Below are 14,017 nucleotides of genomic sequence, written 5' to 3'. Positions count from 1 at the left end.
GCTGCCTGACCGGGGTCCTTACCGGCTGCCGCCCACTCCATGGGAGAGCTGCAGCCGACTGCAATGGGTGGTCGCCGGATACACCCTCGTCTTCGCCGCCGGGCTGCTGTCCGGCGGTCTGGTCGCCGGCCGGCTGGGACCGAGACGGGCGTTCTGTGCCGGGATGCTGCTCTTCTGCGCCGGATCCGCCTTCGGGGCCTTCGCCGGCGACTGGCCCCGGCTGGTGACCGGCCGCTTGGTGCAGGGTCTGGGCGCGGCCGTGTTGCTGCCTGCGGGTACCGCTCTGCTGGGCCACGTCTTTCCCGAGGAGAAGGAACGGGCGCGTGCCCTTGGGGTACGGGGCGGTGCTGCCGGCTTGGGCGTGGCCCTCGGCCCGGCGGTGGGCGGCCCCCTGGTCGAGCACCTGGGTTGGCGCAGTGTGCTGTGGATCAATCTCCCGGTCGGCCTGTTGTTGCTGCTGCTCACCCCATTGCTGCTGCCCCCGGTGCCGAGCGCGCGGCAAGGCTGGGACCCGGCCGGGCAGTTGCTGGCTGCGGTCGGGGTCGGTGCGTTCGTCTTCGGGCTGGTGCAAGGGCCGGTTGACGGCTGGTCCGCCGCCCCGGTCACCGGCGCGCTGGTGCTCGCGGCTGTGACCCTGCCGGCCTTCGTCGTCGTCGAATCCCTCGCCGTGCAACCGATGCTGGACCTGCGGCAGCTGCGCCGGCGGGCGTACGCGGCCTCCGCCTTGTCCTGCTTCGCCTCCGGCTTCGGCCTGTTCGGGTCCACGTTCTTCTTGACGCTGTACCTGCAGGACGTCCTCGGCTGGTCCGCCGGTGGGGCCGGGCTGGTCTTTCTCGCCGTCTCCGCCGTCATCGTGCCGGCTGCCCCGTTGGCCGGTGTGCTGTGCGCGCGCTCCGGTCCGCGCCTCCCGCTGACGACCGGGCTGCTGCTCATCGCTGTGTCCCTGGCCGGGTTGGCGCGCTACGGCCGTCACGCCGGCTTCGCCGACTATGGATGGCTGCTGCCGGTGCTGGGCATCGCGACCGGCCTGGCATTCGTTCCCGCCGTGATCACTGCTGTTCAGCGCTCCAACACCACGGGCGCCGCAGTCGGTTCGGCACTGATGGACTCCCTGCGAGAACTGGGCGGAGTGGTCGGTGTGGCCGCCCTCGGAGTGGTCCTCATCGTTCGTATGCGACACACCCTCTTCGACCGGGCGGTTCTCGCCGGCCTGCCCGAAAGCGCAGCCCACGCACTGACCCACTCAGCACTCGCCCGGGGACCGGCCGCGAGCCTGAACACCGCCGGCAGCACCGTCTCCGCCCGGACACGCACATGGGTGGCGGACTCGTTCATCGAGGGACTGCACCTGTGCCTGCTCTGCGGCGCGGCAACGGTGGGCTGCGCCGCTCTTGCGGTCGCCTTCCTGCTGCGCGACAACCACGCGACCGCCGCGTCCTCATTGCTCGTGAAGCAGTCCGAGTGCTCTTCCATCCCGGAAGCACCGTAGGAACGCAGCGGAAGCCGCGGACGGGTGGGAGCCGTACGAGGGCAAGCGCGTGACCAAGGACGCGACATCCTGCACGTCGTCCGGCAGTACCGCCCCTTGCAGCAGGTCGAGAACGGCGAACGCGCCACGCCACGGCTGCAGACCAGGCCGATAAGCAGCGCGGTGTGGGCCTGCCCGAGCCCAGGGCCGATGCCGCACGAAGCTGACGTCGGCCATCCCGGCGCCCGCGCGTTGGCGCCGGGTCCAGGACCGGGTGGTGAAGGTGCGGAGGGCACATCGGGGCGGCGCGAAGCGGGGGAGCGAGAGCCCGAGTTCGGTGTTGCGGCCGACCGGTCACCCGGGGACGAGTACCTCGGGTCGCGCCACACCACCACGGCACGGCCGGATGCGGAGGCGGCTGGAGCGGGGCAGGAACAGCTCGTTCCGGTGGTCGTGCACATGGCCGTCGAAGGCGAAGGCCGCTCGCAGCGATCAGCGCGGGCCCGGGCGCCTTCCACAGCGGGAGTGCGTCCCGCAGCACCCGCCACGCGGCGTCGGTCATTCCCCAGGGGACCGGCTCGCGGGCCTTCGCCCCAGCACCGCCGCTGCCTGCGCTTCCTGACGCCCGCAGCACCCCAACCTGCGCGCGAGGCCAGTTCGGTCGCCGACCCGTCCGCGTCACCGTGGCCACGAGGACACCGGCTTGCTGACCGTCTACGACCTGGCCCCTACGCCCCGTGACCGATCACAGAACCTGAGCCGGCACCGGAGAAGCGACAGCACCCGTCCGTTAGCCGGGCGGACCGCCCCCACGCAGTGCCCTGGACCGGCGGCTGACCGCCTCGGCGACGTTCAGGAGACCCGGCGACTGCGGTGTCACCCGGAGGTGCAGCGCGGCGAGCAGCAGGCAGAGCGCGGCCATCGTGGACCACAGCATGGCTGTCCCCGCGCGGTCGAGCAGCTGGGTGCCGAGGACGGGTGCGAGCGTCGCGGCGACGCCCCAGCTGGTACCGAAGACGGCCAGGTAACGGCCGCTTCCACCGGGCGGAGCCAGGTCGGTGACGAGCGCGTACACGCGACCCATGACCAGCAGGTCGCCGAGGCTGCACACGGCGGCCGAGACGAGCAGCCCCGGCAGGGTGCGGGCGAGGGCGTAGCCGGTCAGCCCCGCGGCCAGGAGGACATGCGCGAGGGCGAGCGCGACGGGCGTCGTGAGCCGGTTCGCCCAGGACAGCCGGACCAGCGGCTGGGCGAGCATGGTGGTGGCTGCGGTGGCGGTGAACAGCAGCCCCGCGTCGGCGGCGGGCAGGCCCTGCTGCGCGAGTGCGAGCGGCAGGGTCATCACGGCCTGCTGGTTGATCAGGGCGTAGGCGGTTCCGGTGGCCAGGACGCTCAGCAGGGCTCGGTCCCGCAGCGGTCGCACGGCGGTGTCGTCCCGGCCGGCTCCGGGCGGTGCCGGACGGTCGTGGGGAAGGGCCAGCCGGATCAGCAGCGCGCAGGCCAGGCAGGTCGCGGCGTCGGTGACGAAGAGCCAACGCAGGTCGCAACGGCCGAGCAACGCGGCGAGCAGTCCGGCGCCCATGCCGCCCACCGCGAGAGCGGCGCTGAACAGGCTGAACGCGCGCACCCGTTGCGGCGCTGGCACGGACTCGCCGATGATCGCCTGACTCGGCGGCTCGTAGAGCTCGAAGGCCAGCCCGAGCAGCACCGCCCCGGCGACCGCCCAGGTGAGCGACGCGGAAGCCGCGATCGCCAGCTGTGCCACGGCGCATCCGCAGAGCCCGAGCACGACGGTCGTGCGTCGGCCGATCCGGTCGGCCAGTCTTCCCCCGGCCAGCCGCGAGGGGATCGTCGCGAGCCCGAAGGCGGCGCTGACCAGCCCCGCGGTGGTCAGGCTCGCGCCGTGATCGGCGCGGATCAACGCGGTGAGAAAGGGCAGCGAGAAGGCTCCGAGCCGGTTGACGACCCGGGCGAGCAGCAGCAGGCGGACGGTGCGGGGCAGCGGTTCGGAGCGCAGCACAGCGCCTCCCGTCACTGGTCAATCATCTATTGTCGGTGACGGACACCGTAGACAGGCGAAAGGTAACTGGTCAAGTGTTGTTCGACAGTCACATGCGTACCCTGCTCGACGCCTCGGTGGCGCTCGTCAACGCGCTGACCGACGGTGAGGCGCGCGGCCGTCGCTACCTGGCCCCCGAAGGTGCTGAGCGGGTCGGGGCGGTCCGGGCGGCGCTCTCCGCCGGGCCGGACCTGGAACTCGGAGAGGCCGACCGGTTGGCCGACACCGCCCGCGCGCTACGCGCCGTGTTCGAGGCCGCGGCCGCCGACCGTCTCGACGACGCGGCTCCCACCCTCAACGCGCTACTGCGGGAGACCGGCGCCCGGCCTCAGCTCGACCGGGCTCCCGGGGAGCCATGGCAGGTGCACTTCCACGGTGCCGACGACTCCTATGCCGTCGGCTGGAGCGCCGGTTGTGCCACCGGCCTCGCCATGGCCCTCGGCGGCGACTACGCCGGCCGCCTCGGGGTCTGTGCAGCCCCGCGCTGCGACCGGGTCTATGTGGACACGTCCCGCAACGCCGGCCGCCAGTTCTGCTCGACGGCATGCCAGAACCGGGTCAAGGCAGCGGCGTTCCGTGCGCGGCGCGCGAGCGGCCAGGCGTGAACTCAGCCGGTCAATTCTGAAAGGACTTCCAGGAACGGCGACTTGGGGAAACGTGATCGCTCCCGCGGGCCGGGGCCGGTGTCGGGTGGTTGTCGGCGGTGGCTCGGTGATCTGTCGGTGATCCGTCGGTGGCTGCCGGGACATTGGTGCTGGTCGGCGCCGGCCATCAACGCACCGGCCACCAGCAATCAACCGTCCCGACCTGCTGGAACGGTGCTCCCGGCGTGACCTGCCAGGTGTCCGCCCAGCGATCCACGATCACGAAGGAAGCCTCCATGACCACTGACGTCACCATCATCGGTGCCGGGCTCGGCGGCCTCACGCTCGCCCGCGTCCTGCACGTCCACGGAATACCGGCCACGGTCTACGAGGCGGAGCCCTCACCGGCTGCGCGTTCGCAGGGCGGGATGCTCGACATCCACGACTACAACGGACAACTCGCCCTCGAAGCAGCCGATTTGATGGACGAGTTTCGTGGCCTCATCCTGGAGGGCCGCCAGGCGATGCGGATCCTCGACCCGGACGGGACCGTCCTGTTCGCCAAAGCCGACGACGGCACGGGCGGACGCCCCGAGGTGCAACGCGGCGAGCTGCGACAGATCCTGCTCGGCTCACTCCCGGCCGGCACCGTCCAGTGGGGGCACAAGGTGAGCAGCACCCGTACCCTCGGTGACGGTCGCCACGAGGTGACGTTCGCCGACGGCAGCAGCGTCGTCACCAGCCTGCTGGTCGGCGCGGACGGCGCGTGGTCACGGGTCCGGCCGCTGCTCTCGACCGCCACACCCGAGTACGTCGGCAAGTCGGTCGTCGAGACCTACCTGTTCGACGCCGACACCCGGCACCCGGCCGCCGCGAAGGCGGTCGGTGGCGGATCGATGATCGCGACCTCACCGGGCAGGGAGCTCTTCGCTCACCGGGAAAGGGACGACACTCTGCACGCCTACGTGGGGCTGTCCAGGCCGCAGGACTGGTTCGCCGCCATCGATTTCACCGATGCCGCCGTGGCCACCGCGCGGATCGCGGCAGAGTTCGACGGCTGGGCGCCGGAGCTCACCGCGCTGATCACCGACAGCGACACCAAGCCGGTCCTGCGCCCCCTCTACGCCCTGCCGGCCGGGCACCGCTGGGACCGGGTGCCCGGCGTGACCCTGCTCGGCGACGCCGCCCACCTTTCGGCCCCGAACGGCGAAGGCGCCAACCTGGCCATGCTCGACGGTGCCGAACTCGGCAAGGCCCTCGCCGCGCACGGCGACGACATCGAGGCCGCGCTCACCGAATACGAGGAGGCCATGTTCCCGCGCAGCACCGAAGCCGCCACCTTTGAGGGCGCCGAGGCCCACGAGACCGACTCCGACAACAACACAGCCCACGCCCTGATCGCAGCGTTCACGCGACACGAGCAGGCTCAGTAAGTCACCGCACCACGGACGGTTTTGAGCGGCTGTTGAATTCAGTGTCCGGGGACGGGACGCGGTCCGTGACGATGTCACTCGGCCGCGCCCGATCCACCGTCCGGAGACGGCCGGGACGTGGCGTGAAGGCCCGCCGGACCGGACGACCAGCCTGCCCATTCGCGCCGCCGGTCTCACCCTGTCCTCGAAACGGGCGCCGCCGAAGGCCATGTCCCGCGGGGTGAAATCCTCTTCGCGCCGGATCAGTGTGGCTGGCGGCGCCAGATGGAGGGGCTGACGCCCCGTGTGCGCTTGAACGCCACGCTGAAGGCGAAGGGGTCCTCGTACCCGACCTCGCGGGCCACGGCGGCGACGGTCGTCTCGGCGTCCCTCAGCAGGTCCGCCGCCAGGGTCATACGCCAGCCGGTGAGGTAGGTGAGCGGGGGCTCGCCGACCAGCGCCGTGAAGCGGGCGGCGAACGCCGCACGGGAGATGCCCACCCGGGCGGCCAGGTCGGCGACCGTCCACCGACGGGCAGGATCCTCGTGCAGCAGACGCAGCGCCTCGCCGATCACCGGATCGGCCAACGCCTGGTACCAGGCGGGCGCCGTCTCCGCGTCCGCACACCACGCGCGCAACGCCAGTACCAGCAAAAGGTCCAGCAGCCGGGCCAGGACGGCGTCCTGGCCGGGTTCGTCACGACTGGCCTCGGTGGCCAGCAGGTCCAGTGCCGCCCGGGTCGCCGGCCCGGCGGGTACGACCGCCAGCGGCGGCAGCATGCCGAGCAGACGGTCGCCGATGTCGCCGCTGACGTCGTAGGCGCCGCGGAGCATGATCGTGGCCCCGGGCAGACCGTCGCCGTAGGTACGGGGCGCCAGGCTCCGCTGTGTGTCCGGCCCTTGTGCGGATCCGCCGACGACCCGTTTCGTCCGCCCGTGGATCAGAACCTGAGGCGGGGTGGAGGGGCTGTCGGCGATCGTGTACCAGCCGGGGCGGGTGATGAGGGCGATGTCGCCTGCGGCCAGCCGTACCGGTGCGATGCCCTTGTCGTCGATCCGCACCGACGCGTGACCGGCGAGCGTGGTCACGACCGTGAGCGGGGGCGGGTCGGTGAAGCTCAGCGACCACGGAGGACGCTGTATCAGTTGCCTGACCCACGCGTTCCTGGCCCGCGCCCGGTGCAGAAGATCGCTGAGGACGTCCATGCGCCAACGCTAGACGAACACAAAGGAAGTCAGGACCATCTCCCATGGATCGTCCACGTGCCCCTGGGGTTGTCTGGACGGCATGAAGAACATCCTTGTCCTCGGCGGCACCGGCAAGACCGGCAGCCGCATCGCCCGACGCCTCAAGGCCGTCGGCCTGCCGGTCCGCACGGCCTCCCGCACCGGCGGCGACTGCCGCCTCGACCTTGACGACCCGGCGAGCTGGGCGTCCGCGCTCGACGGCGTCACGGCCGCCTATCTCGTGGAGCCCAGCCTGTCGGGGAGCACCGACCACCAGGCACGCGTACCCCGGTTGGTGAACGAGGCGGTCACCGCGGGCGTGCGCCGCCTGGTGCTGCTGTCCGCCCCACGCGCAGGTGAGGACGGCCATCCCCTGCATGCCGCCGAACAGGCCGTGCGCGGATCCGGCGTGGAGTGGACCATCCTGCGTCCGCAGTGGTTCGCGCAGAACTTCAGCGAGGGACCCTGGCGGCACGGGATTCTCGCCGGGGCCCTGGCCCTGCCCACCGGTGACGGGCGCACCCCGTTCGTCGACGCCGAGGACATCGCCGAGGTCGCCGCAGCGGCACTGTCCGAAGAGGGCCACAGCGGACGGGTCTACGATCTGACCGGCCCACGGGCGATCAGCTTCGGTGAAGCGGCCGACCTCATCACCCGGGCCACCGGCCGTACGATCCGTCACCTTGACGTCGATCCGGAGGACTTCGTCGAGCGTCAGGTCGCCGCCGGCGCCGCACCCGATGTCGCCCAGCTGCTGACGGGGCTGTTGGTCGACATCCGCAACGGCTCGGGCGCCGGGCTCTCCGACGGCGTGGAACGAGCCCTCGGCCGACCACCCAGGACTTTCGAGACCTTCGTCACCGAGACCGCCGCCGCGGGCCACTGGAACTGAAGGTCGGCGCGCGTCGAGCAGGCTCACGGTGAGTACCAAAGCGGCTGACTGAAGGGCACACCGGCCAGCACCCGCGGCGGCGGATCTGCCAGCGGTTGTGCGAGGCGAGCAGCCCTGAGGTGTGGGTGGTCGATGCGGTGTCGTTCCCCAAGTGCGGCACCGCATCGGTCGGGGTGGCCCGGCGGTGGTGCGGGAGTGGGGCAAGCGGGCGATCCGCCAGGCCGCGGTCAGCGTCCAGCTCCAGTCCGTCGTCGGGCACAGCCCGGCGCATCCGGCGAGGATGGCCGAGCTGCTGTCCGGAAGCTGCGCGATCGGCGAGCAGGGCGAGATGTGGATGACCCAGCACCGAGAGGGCAGATTGCCGCCCGAGCATGAGACGGCCCAGGCACCGACCCGCCGCTGGGAGCCCGTCCCCGCGACGTCCCGCGCCCGCAGGCCGCCGCGCCCTGCACCCCCGGCGACACCCACGTTCTCTCCACCGACGGGCTCATCGAACGCAGAGGGGAGGACATCGACCCCGGACTGGACCGGCTCACCGACGCCCTCGCCGACAACTCACGGCTCAGCCCGGACCACCTGGCCGACGTCCTGGCCCGTGACGCCTTGCAGCCCGTCCATGCCGCGCCGTGAACGCAGCCCTGCAACTCCGCCATGGAGCGGAAGTCCCGGAGCGGCTGGCCACCGCATCGGCGATGGGCGATGCAGGCCGTACCGCGGACGTCACGGCCTGCTTTCCCGCGAGGTCACCGTGAACTGGGCGCCGTCGGCGTCGCGCAGCACGGCTTGGTGCTCGCCCTCGTGCAGGACGCTGCCGCCGTGCTCCTCCGCGGCCCGGGCGCACAGGCCCACGTCGGGCACGGTGAAGTGGACCTGCCAGTGCGGTCGGACCGAAGGGTCCGGTGGCGTCTCCACCGAGCCGGCCTCGATGCGGGCAACGATGTCATTCCGGCTTCGCAGCAGTACTTCGCCGCCCGCGTACTCGACCTCACAGCAGCCGGGGAGGCCCGAGGCCCAGTCGAGGATCTCGGCGTAGAAGATGGCGGCGTCGAAGGCGTCGCGGGTGTGGAGAGTGATGAAGGTCGGCGCGGCGTGACGCCACGCCTCCCATTCGGTGACGAGCTTCCCCTGCCAGATCCCGAAGGTGGCGCCGTCGCGGTCGGCGAGCAGCGCCGCTCTTCCAGGAGGGAAGGAGATCGGCCCGACTGCCAGCGTGCCGCATCGCTCCCGGACGCGGCTCACGGCTTCGTCCGCGTCCTTCACGGCGAAGTACGGCGTCCAGGCCACGGCCATCTGCCACACGCCGGCCACCCCGGCGATCCCCGCGACAGGTATCCCCTCCGCCAGCGCGGTCCGGAAATGCTCGCCCAGCCTGGCCTTGCGATACCGCCAGCCCAGCACGGCACCGTAGAAGTCCTGGGTGGCGTCGAGATCGCGGCTGGTCAGACTCACCCAGCACGGCGCGCCGAACACGGAGCGCGTGTCGATCATGTCCGTTGCATCCGAGGGATGTGTGCCCTGATTTATGGCCATCGCGCCCTGGCCTCGTACGCTCGCGGCCGCTGCTCTGACTCCAGTGTCCAACCGGAATTCGTGTCCCGCACGTCGCCTGCCCGCAGCAGCGTCGTCCCTGCCTCCATTCGTCCAGGCTGGACCCTCGGAGACCGCCTCCCGCGCGGCTCAGCGGGAGTCATGAGGCCGGTGGATCGTCGAAGACCTGGATGCCGCTCTGAGGTCTCCTCTTGAGGCGGCGCTACGGCTGGATCTCCAGCTGAACCGCGTTGCTGCCTCCCCGCAGGCCGGCCGTGAGGCATTCCGTGGGTAGCCCCCGGGGCAGCCCGGTGATGGTCCGCTCCGCGGGATGACCTTGGCCCCGCCCTTCAATGACCCGGCCCCGCTGGATGACGACAAGGACGCCTGCGACACGGACGGGGGTGGCGCTGTCGTAGACGATCAGTGACCTCTGCCCGTCGGTGTATCGGACGGTTTCCGTTCCGCTTCCGCCGGACACGGCGACACAGGAAGCCGCCGGTAGATCCGAGTCGAAGGAACCGGTGGCGGAGACCGTACGGCCGGGAGTGACGCTGCAGGTGTATGTGACGTCCGCGTGGACATGGGCCGGCCGGGGCAGGAGGGTGAGCGGCGGGTCGTAGCGGCTCTCGCTGCCGCCCGTGCAGCCGATGCTCCCCGCCTCGCTCGTCGTGGCCTGACCAGCCGGCGCCCACACCAACGACGATCCCACCAGCATGAGCGACCCCAGGGTCACCGTGATGCCACGCCCACCGAACACGTTGCCTCCAGCCCGTCCTGTACCGCCAACGGCCCTGACCTACCCAGGGGGAAGATCCGCTGCCCTGGCGCTTTGAAGCGCACAGTCGGCGCGCGGTTGCCAGGCGCGCTGTCGCGTGCGCCTGTCCTCCCGCCGGATTCCCTGCGGTCGGCGCCGGGCGCATGACATCCGGAACACGGCGGGTAGCAAGCGCCGGACGAGAACTGGTGGAGCAGGAAACGATGAGAAGGAGATCTCCAGTGGGCCGTACCGCAGCCACAGCCGCCACCGCCGCGCGAGCGCGAATCTTCGCCATGATGGACGCCGATGGGGACGGGATCATCTCGGCGCACGACTACCTCTCCCGGGTCGACCGGACCGTCCGGGCCACAGGGCGCACGGAGGACGACCCGCTCGTCGTCGCCGCCCGCGCGGAAGCCCACAAGGCGTGGGGAGCGATGGACGAGAACAGCGACGGGCAGCTCACCTTCGACGAATACGACGCATGGGTCGGCGCCGACAAGTTCGACAACATCTGTCGGTTCGCCCTGGGCTCACTGTTCGACCTCGCCGACGCCGACGGGGACGGCACCCTGGACAAGACCGAATTCACGCTCCTGCGCACCGCGCTGAACAATGCGCCCGGAAACGCCGCTGCCGCGTTCGAGGCACTGGACGCCGATGGCGACGGCCGAGTGGGGCGTGCCGCGTACCTGGCGGCGATCCGCGCCTACGTCATCGGCGACACGTCCCCGATGGGCGAGGCCCTGTATTAGTCCGGGTCCTTCCGGAAGCGGGTACGTCGCGTGACGGTGCTGGTCATGGTCTGGTGGCGGTGGTGTGGCGCCGGATGCGTCGTGGCGAGCGGGTCAGCTCTCGGCTTCCTCTTCTGGTCCGGGCGTGTCGCCGATGGCGACGCGCAGGTCATGGATGCCTTGCAGGATGTCGATGAGGGCTTCTTCCGCCCCGCTCAGAGCGCGTCGGGTTCCTTCTGTATCGCCGCGCTCCGCGTGAAGTTGAGCGCTGAGCGCGTACACCGCCGTCATCGCAGCGGCGAAGGCAGCCTCCCGGCCGGGTGGCAGTTCTTCCGCCTCGGGTTCCGAGACCTGCAGCGCGGTGCGCTGCAGCCGGTTCGTCAGGACGTTGACTGCGAGGCCGGGATCCGCTTCCAGCTGTTCCCCCCAGCCGCGCAATGTCTCAAGGACGTCCTCGATCTCCTCTTCCTCGGTCAGCCGGGTCGCGGCGGTGATCTCGAGCTCCGTTTTCGCCAGCAGACTGCCCAGCAGGCGCAGGCGGTCCTCTTCCTGCGGCCCCTCGGGTCGCTTCTCCGGATCTGCTGGCGGCTCAGCCGCAAGAGCGGCCAGCGCTGCATAGATCTGCTCAGCACTTACCGGGCGCTCGCTACTGATGTTCACGACTTCAGCTTCACCCAGCAAGGCCGTATTCGCCCGCCCAGACACACGGAATCCGTCCACAGGGAAGCCGTCCGAGTGCCGGTGTCCGCTTCCCGGGGGAGGTGCCCGCAAGCACACCACGTCCTGCCCCAGGCGGAGGGCCGTGTGCCGCGCAGCCCCTGCAAGGCCAGGTGGCAACGTACCGTCGCCTGCTTGCCCTGGCTTGGCAACGAGGCGCGGAGCAGGCCCGCGCAGCGCTCGGCGTGCTCCCTGAAGGCAGGACGGCGACGGTGATCGGGGGCGGCGCCACGGGCATCGAGGCGGCGGCGGAGGTGCCCGAGGCAAGGCCGGACCTCCGGGTATGGATCGTCGGGTCGTCGGTCGCCGACAGGTGCCGGACATCGCCGGCCTTGCGGGACGCAGTGGTCTCCCGGTCGGTCCGGAAGGTCGTGCGCTCGTGGACGAGTGCCTGCGCAGTCACCGACGACGAACGCTCTGCGCTATGTCGCGCGGGCCGTCAGCCTCGGGCGGAAGAACGCGGTGGGTCGGTTCACCCACCGCGACGACACCCACCGGCGGCGGCCAGGTCGGCCCCGTCCTCGCACGGGCCCACGGCGTCGGCCTGGTCCGGGCTGATCAGCGACTCGTCGGGGCTGGTCTGAGATGCGTCAGCAGGCCGCGCGCGATGAGCCGACGGACCGTATCGCCGTCACGTTCGACCGCCCGCCGTACGCGGTCCGCTTTGGTGTGCCGAGCGCGACAGCGATCCGGTCCTCCATGCCGCCGCCGGCGATCGGCTCGCGGGGGAGCGGGGCCGGATCGCGTCTGCGTTCATTGTCTCCACGGCGCACGCGACCATGTCCAGGAGGAGGCGTGCGGACCCTGGCACAAGGCTGGTGTGCTGGGCCCACGCGACCGGCACAGCCCCGAGCCACAGAAACGCTGACGGACCCGCGCCGGGTCCTGCGTCAGGTCCCTGAGGGAACGTCAGAACAGGTCGCGGTACTGGTTGAAGCCGGTGCCGATCTTGACTCGGGATGTGAAGGGGGAGGTGGCCTTGCCCGTCCCCTTGTGCAGCCACAGGATGCCCTTGGGGTCGCGGGCGAGCAGGTCGCTGTGGCCGTCGCCGTCGACGTCACCCGTGGCCACCAGCTTGTTGAACTGGTTCCAGCCCGGCCCCACCTTCACACGGGGCGCGAACGGCTTGCGCACATCGCCCGTGCCCTTGTACAGCCACAGGACGCCCTGCTTGTCGCGCGCGACGACGTCCGACTTGCCGTCGCCGGTCAGGTCGCCCTGGCCGGTGATCTGGGTGAACTGATTCCAGCCGGAGCTGACCTTTACGCGCGGTGCCAGCGAGCCGTCCGCCTTGGTCTGCAAGCGCCACAGGGTGCCCTGCTTGTCGCGGGCCAGCAGGTCGGGGTGCTTGGCGCCGACCAGGGTGCCGGGGGAGAAGACGACGTTGTACTGACCCCAGCCGGTGGCCACCTTCTTCAGACGCCCGCTGCGCCAGAGATTCAGCGTGCCGTCGTCCATGACGTGGTATGCGCCGTCCTGGTAGCCGGTCAGATCCGGGTCGATCGACACCCCGTACCTGAAGTGCGGCCAGACGTACGCGCCCGACCGGTCGTCAAAGCCGCCCTTCCCGTCGGGCATGTAGACGTACATCTGGCCCGACGGCAGTATCCCGGAGAGGAAGAAGAACGGCGCGGCGGGCGTGGGCTTGTGCTGCCCGGCGACGGCGCTCCGGGTGAGGTTCTTCGCCGGACCGGTCGTCGCAGGGGCGGAGGCCAGAGCGGTGCCGGCGGTGGCGCCCACCAGGGCGACGGCGATCGCCGAGGTGACGAGACGCGACAGGGCGCGGGCACGCCGGGAAGACTGCGTCATGTACGACTCCATGAGGTATGCGGAATCAGGCGGTGCTCTCTGCGTAGATGTCGGGAGCGCCCGCATTAGTGTCCGGATCTTTGCACGTCTGTCCCAGTGGTTTCACGGTGGGGTGCGGAATGAAAAATTCCGCCCGGATGGCATTGTGGAAGGGGCGCAACCGCCTATACGTAGCGGCCCTTTTCCCGTCGCTGAAAGGCCTCAGCAGGTTTTCCGCGAGCGTTCGCCGGCTCTGACCATGAGAGCGGGCTCCGCTCCGAGCTATGAGGGCCTCTCATCACCTTCACGCCGGCCCACGCCGTCAACGTCGTCGCGTTCCGAAGAAGTTCAGTCGACCATGTCGTCACGGCCCTGCTGACCGCCGCTGTTATGGACGTGATCCGCGGCGTCGCCAACGCCGAACCAAGGGAAGTCCAGGTACCAATTGTGGCCGGCATTCCGGGTGTCGTCGCGACAATGACCGATCCACGGCGGCGGCCCCGGCTGCTACCAGGGGCTTCGGCACAGGCAAGAAGGTCAAGAGCCGCAAGAATTCATCGTCACCGACACCCTCGGCCTGCTGCTGGCCGTCCACGTCGTGGCAGCGAATGCCCAGGAACCGCGACGGCACAGACACCCGCTGCTGTGGACCCGACTCGACCATCCAGGCGTCCGAAAAGGCTGGGCCGCGAGCTGGAGATCGTCCGCACGGGCCCCGACCAGCGGAGCTTCCAAGTCAGCCGAAGCGGTGGGCGCTAGATGTATTGACCTGAAGCGTTGTTCACACGGCTGATCGGTGGCTGGCCTCCGAGTGCTGTGTGGCAGCGATGGTGGTTGTAGGTGTGCAGGA

13 protein-coding genes and 1 pseudogene are annotated in these 14,017 nt (G+C 70.6%); 8 read left to right on the top strand and 6 right to left on the bottom strand.

All coding sequences use genetic code 11. The features are described from left to right. Window position 1: 1 nt before the first annotated feature. Window positions 2-1,489: an MFS transporter gene (locus tag ACIGXP_RS17410; protein WP_399769843.1), complete on the top strand. Its 1,488-nt coding sequence runs from the start codon at window positions 2-4 to the stop codon at window positions 1,487-1,489. Between the two features lie 769 nt (window positions 1,490-2,258). Here ACIGXP_RS17410 and ACIGXP_RS17405 read toward each other — a convergent pair. Then, window positions 2,259-3,503: an MFS transporter gene (locus tag ACIGXP_RS17405; protein WP_399769128.1), complete on the bottom strand. Its 1,245-nt coding sequence runs from the start codon at window positions 3,501-3,503 to the stop codon at window positions 2,259-2,261. A 77-nt stretch (window positions 3,504-3,580) separates the two neighbouring features. Between ACIGXP_RS17405 and ACIGXP_RS17400 the strand changes: the two genes are divergently transcribed. Further along, window positions 3,581-4,132 (top strand): CGNR zinc finger domain-containing protein, encoded by a 552-nt coding sequence (locus ACIGXP_RS17400; RefSeq protein ID WP_363220521.1) that lies wholly within the window; start codon window positions 3,581-3,583, stop codon window positions 4,130-4,132. 275 nt (window positions 4,133-4,407) lie between these two features. Continuing rightward, window positions 4,408-5,544 carry an FAD-dependent oxidoreductase gene (locus tag ACIGXP_RS17395; RefSeq protein ID WP_399769125.1) on the top strand — a complete coding sequence of 379 codons (1,137 nt, stop codon included), beginning with the start codon at window positions 4,408-4,410 and terminating at the stop codon, window positions 5,542-5,544. Window positions 5,545-5,786: 242 nt separating this feature from the next. Here the strand turns inward: ACIGXP_RS17395 and ACIGXP_RS17390 are convergent, their stop codons facing one another. After that, window positions 5,787-6,728 carry an AraC family transcriptional regulator gene (locus tag ACIGXP_RS17390; protein ID WP_399769123.1) on the bottom strand — a complete coding sequence of 314 codons (942 nt, stop codon included), beginning with the start codon at window positions 6,726-6,728 and terminating at the stop codon, window positions 5,787-5,789. Between the two features lie 82 nt (window positions 6,729-6,810). Here ACIGXP_RS17390 and ACIGXP_RS17385 point away from each other — a divergent pair, with 82 nt between their 5' ends. The 3 genes and pseudogenes from ACIGXP_RS17385 to ACIGXP_RS17375 form a co-directional block, all read left to right on the top strand. Beyond that, window positions 6,811-7,641, top strand: coding sequence for an SDR family oxidoreductase (locus ACIGXP_RS17385; RefSeq protein ID WP_399769121.1), 831 nt, complete (start codon window positions 6,811-6,813; stop codon window positions 7,639-7,641). A gap of 119 nt (window positions 7,642-7,760) precedes the next feature. Further along, window positions 7,761-7,979 (top strand): transposase, encoded by a 219-nt coding sequence (locus ACIGXP_RS17380; RefSeq protein WP_399769119.1) that lies wholly within the window; start codon window positions 7,761-7,763, stop codon window positions 7,977-7,979. 49 nt (window positions 7,980-8,028) lie between these two features. After that, window positions 8,029-8,271: pseudogene (locus ACIGXP_RS17375) on the top strand (SpoIIE family protein phosphatase); the annotation flags it as partial. Between the two features lie 90 nt (window positions 8,272-8,361). Here the strand turns inward: ACIGXP_RS17375 and ACIGXP_RS17370 are convergent. Continuing rightward, window positions 8,362-9,171, bottom strand: coding sequence for a VOC family protein (locus tag ACIGXP_RS17370; protein ID WP_399769117.1), 810 nt, complete (start codon window positions 9,169-9,171; stop codon window positions 8,362-8,364). Between the two features lie 220 nt (window positions 9,172-9,391). Next, a complete protein-coding gene (locus ACIGXP_RS17365; protein ID WP_399769115.1) occupies window positions 9,392-9,928 on the bottom strand; it encodes a hypothetical protein in 537 nt (178 codons plus the stop codon). A gap of 239 nt (window positions 9,929-10,167) precedes the next feature. On the opposite strand from ACIGXP_RS17365, the gene ACIGXP_RS17360 reads away from it, so the two are divergent. Next, a complete protein-coding gene (locus tag ACIGXP_RS17360; RefSeq protein WP_399769113.1) occupies window positions 10,168-10,683 on the top strand; it encodes an EF-hand domain-containing protein in 516 nt (171 codons plus the stop codon). 93 nt (window positions 10,684-10,776) lie between these two features. On the opposite strand, the gene ACIGXP_RS17355 is transcribed toward ACIGXP_RS17360, so the two are convergent. Both ACIGXP_RS17355 and ACIGXP_RS17350 read right to left on the bottom strand, forming a co-directional pair. Next, window positions 10,777-11,322 carry a hypothetical protein gene (locus tag ACIGXP_RS17355; protein ID WP_399769111.1) on the bottom strand — a complete coding sequence of 182 codons (546 nt, stop codon included), beginning with the start codon at window positions 11,320-11,322 and terminating at the stop codon, window positions 10,777-10,779. A 966-nt stretch (window positions 11,323-12,288) separates the two neighbouring features. After that, window positions 12,289-13,188, bottom strand: coding sequence for an FG-GAP repeat domain-containing protein (locus ACIGXP_RS17350; protein WP_399769109.1), 900 nt, complete (start codon window positions 13,186-13,188; stop codon window positions 12,289-12,291). A 276-nt stretch (window positions 13,189-13,464) separates the two neighbouring features. Here ACIGXP_RS17350 and ACIGXP_RS17345 point away from each other — a divergent pair, with 276 nt between their 5' ends. Further along, window positions 13,465-13,926, top strand: coding sequence for a DUF6368 family protein (locus ACIGXP_RS17345; RefSeq protein WP_399769840.1), 462 nt, complete (start codon window positions 13,465-13,467; stop codon window positions 13,924-13,926). Window positions 13,927-14,017: the final 91 nt, after the last annotated feature.

Source organism: Streptomyces sp. NPDC053069, from assembly GCF_044546895.1.
Classification (GTDB): Bacteria; Actinomycetota; Actinomycetes; order Streptomycetales; family Streptomycetaceae; genus Streptomyces.
The sequence above is the reverse complement of the archived record's forward strand: the minus strand, read 5'-3'. Positions and strand labels throughout refer to the sequence as shown.

Coding starts and splice junctions, on each gene's coding strand:
- ACIGXP_RS17400 (WP_363220521.1), top strand. CDS start 3,581: ATGCGTACCCTGCTCGACGCCTCGGTGGCGCTCGTCAACGCGCTGACC.
- ACIGXP_RS17395 (WP_399769125.1), top strand. CDS start 4,408: ATGACCACTGACGTCACCATCATCGGTGCCGGGCTCGGCGGCCTCACG.
- ACIGXP_RS17390 (WP_399769123.1), bottom strand. CDS start 6,728: ATGGACGTCCTCAGCGATCTTCTGCACCGGGCGCGGGCCAGGAACGCG.
- ACIGXP_RS17385 (WP_399769121.1), top strand. CDS start 6,811: ATGAAGAACATCCTTGTCCTCGGCGGCACCGGCAAGACCGGCAGCCGC.
- ACIGXP_RS17370 (WP_399769117.1), bottom strand. CDS start 9,171: ATGGCCATAAATCAGGGCACACATCCCTCGGATGCAACGGACATGATC.
- ACIGXP_RS17350 (WP_399769109.1), bottom strand. CDS start 13,188: ATGACGCAGTCTTCCCGGCGTGCCCGCGCCCTGTCGCGTCTCGTCACC.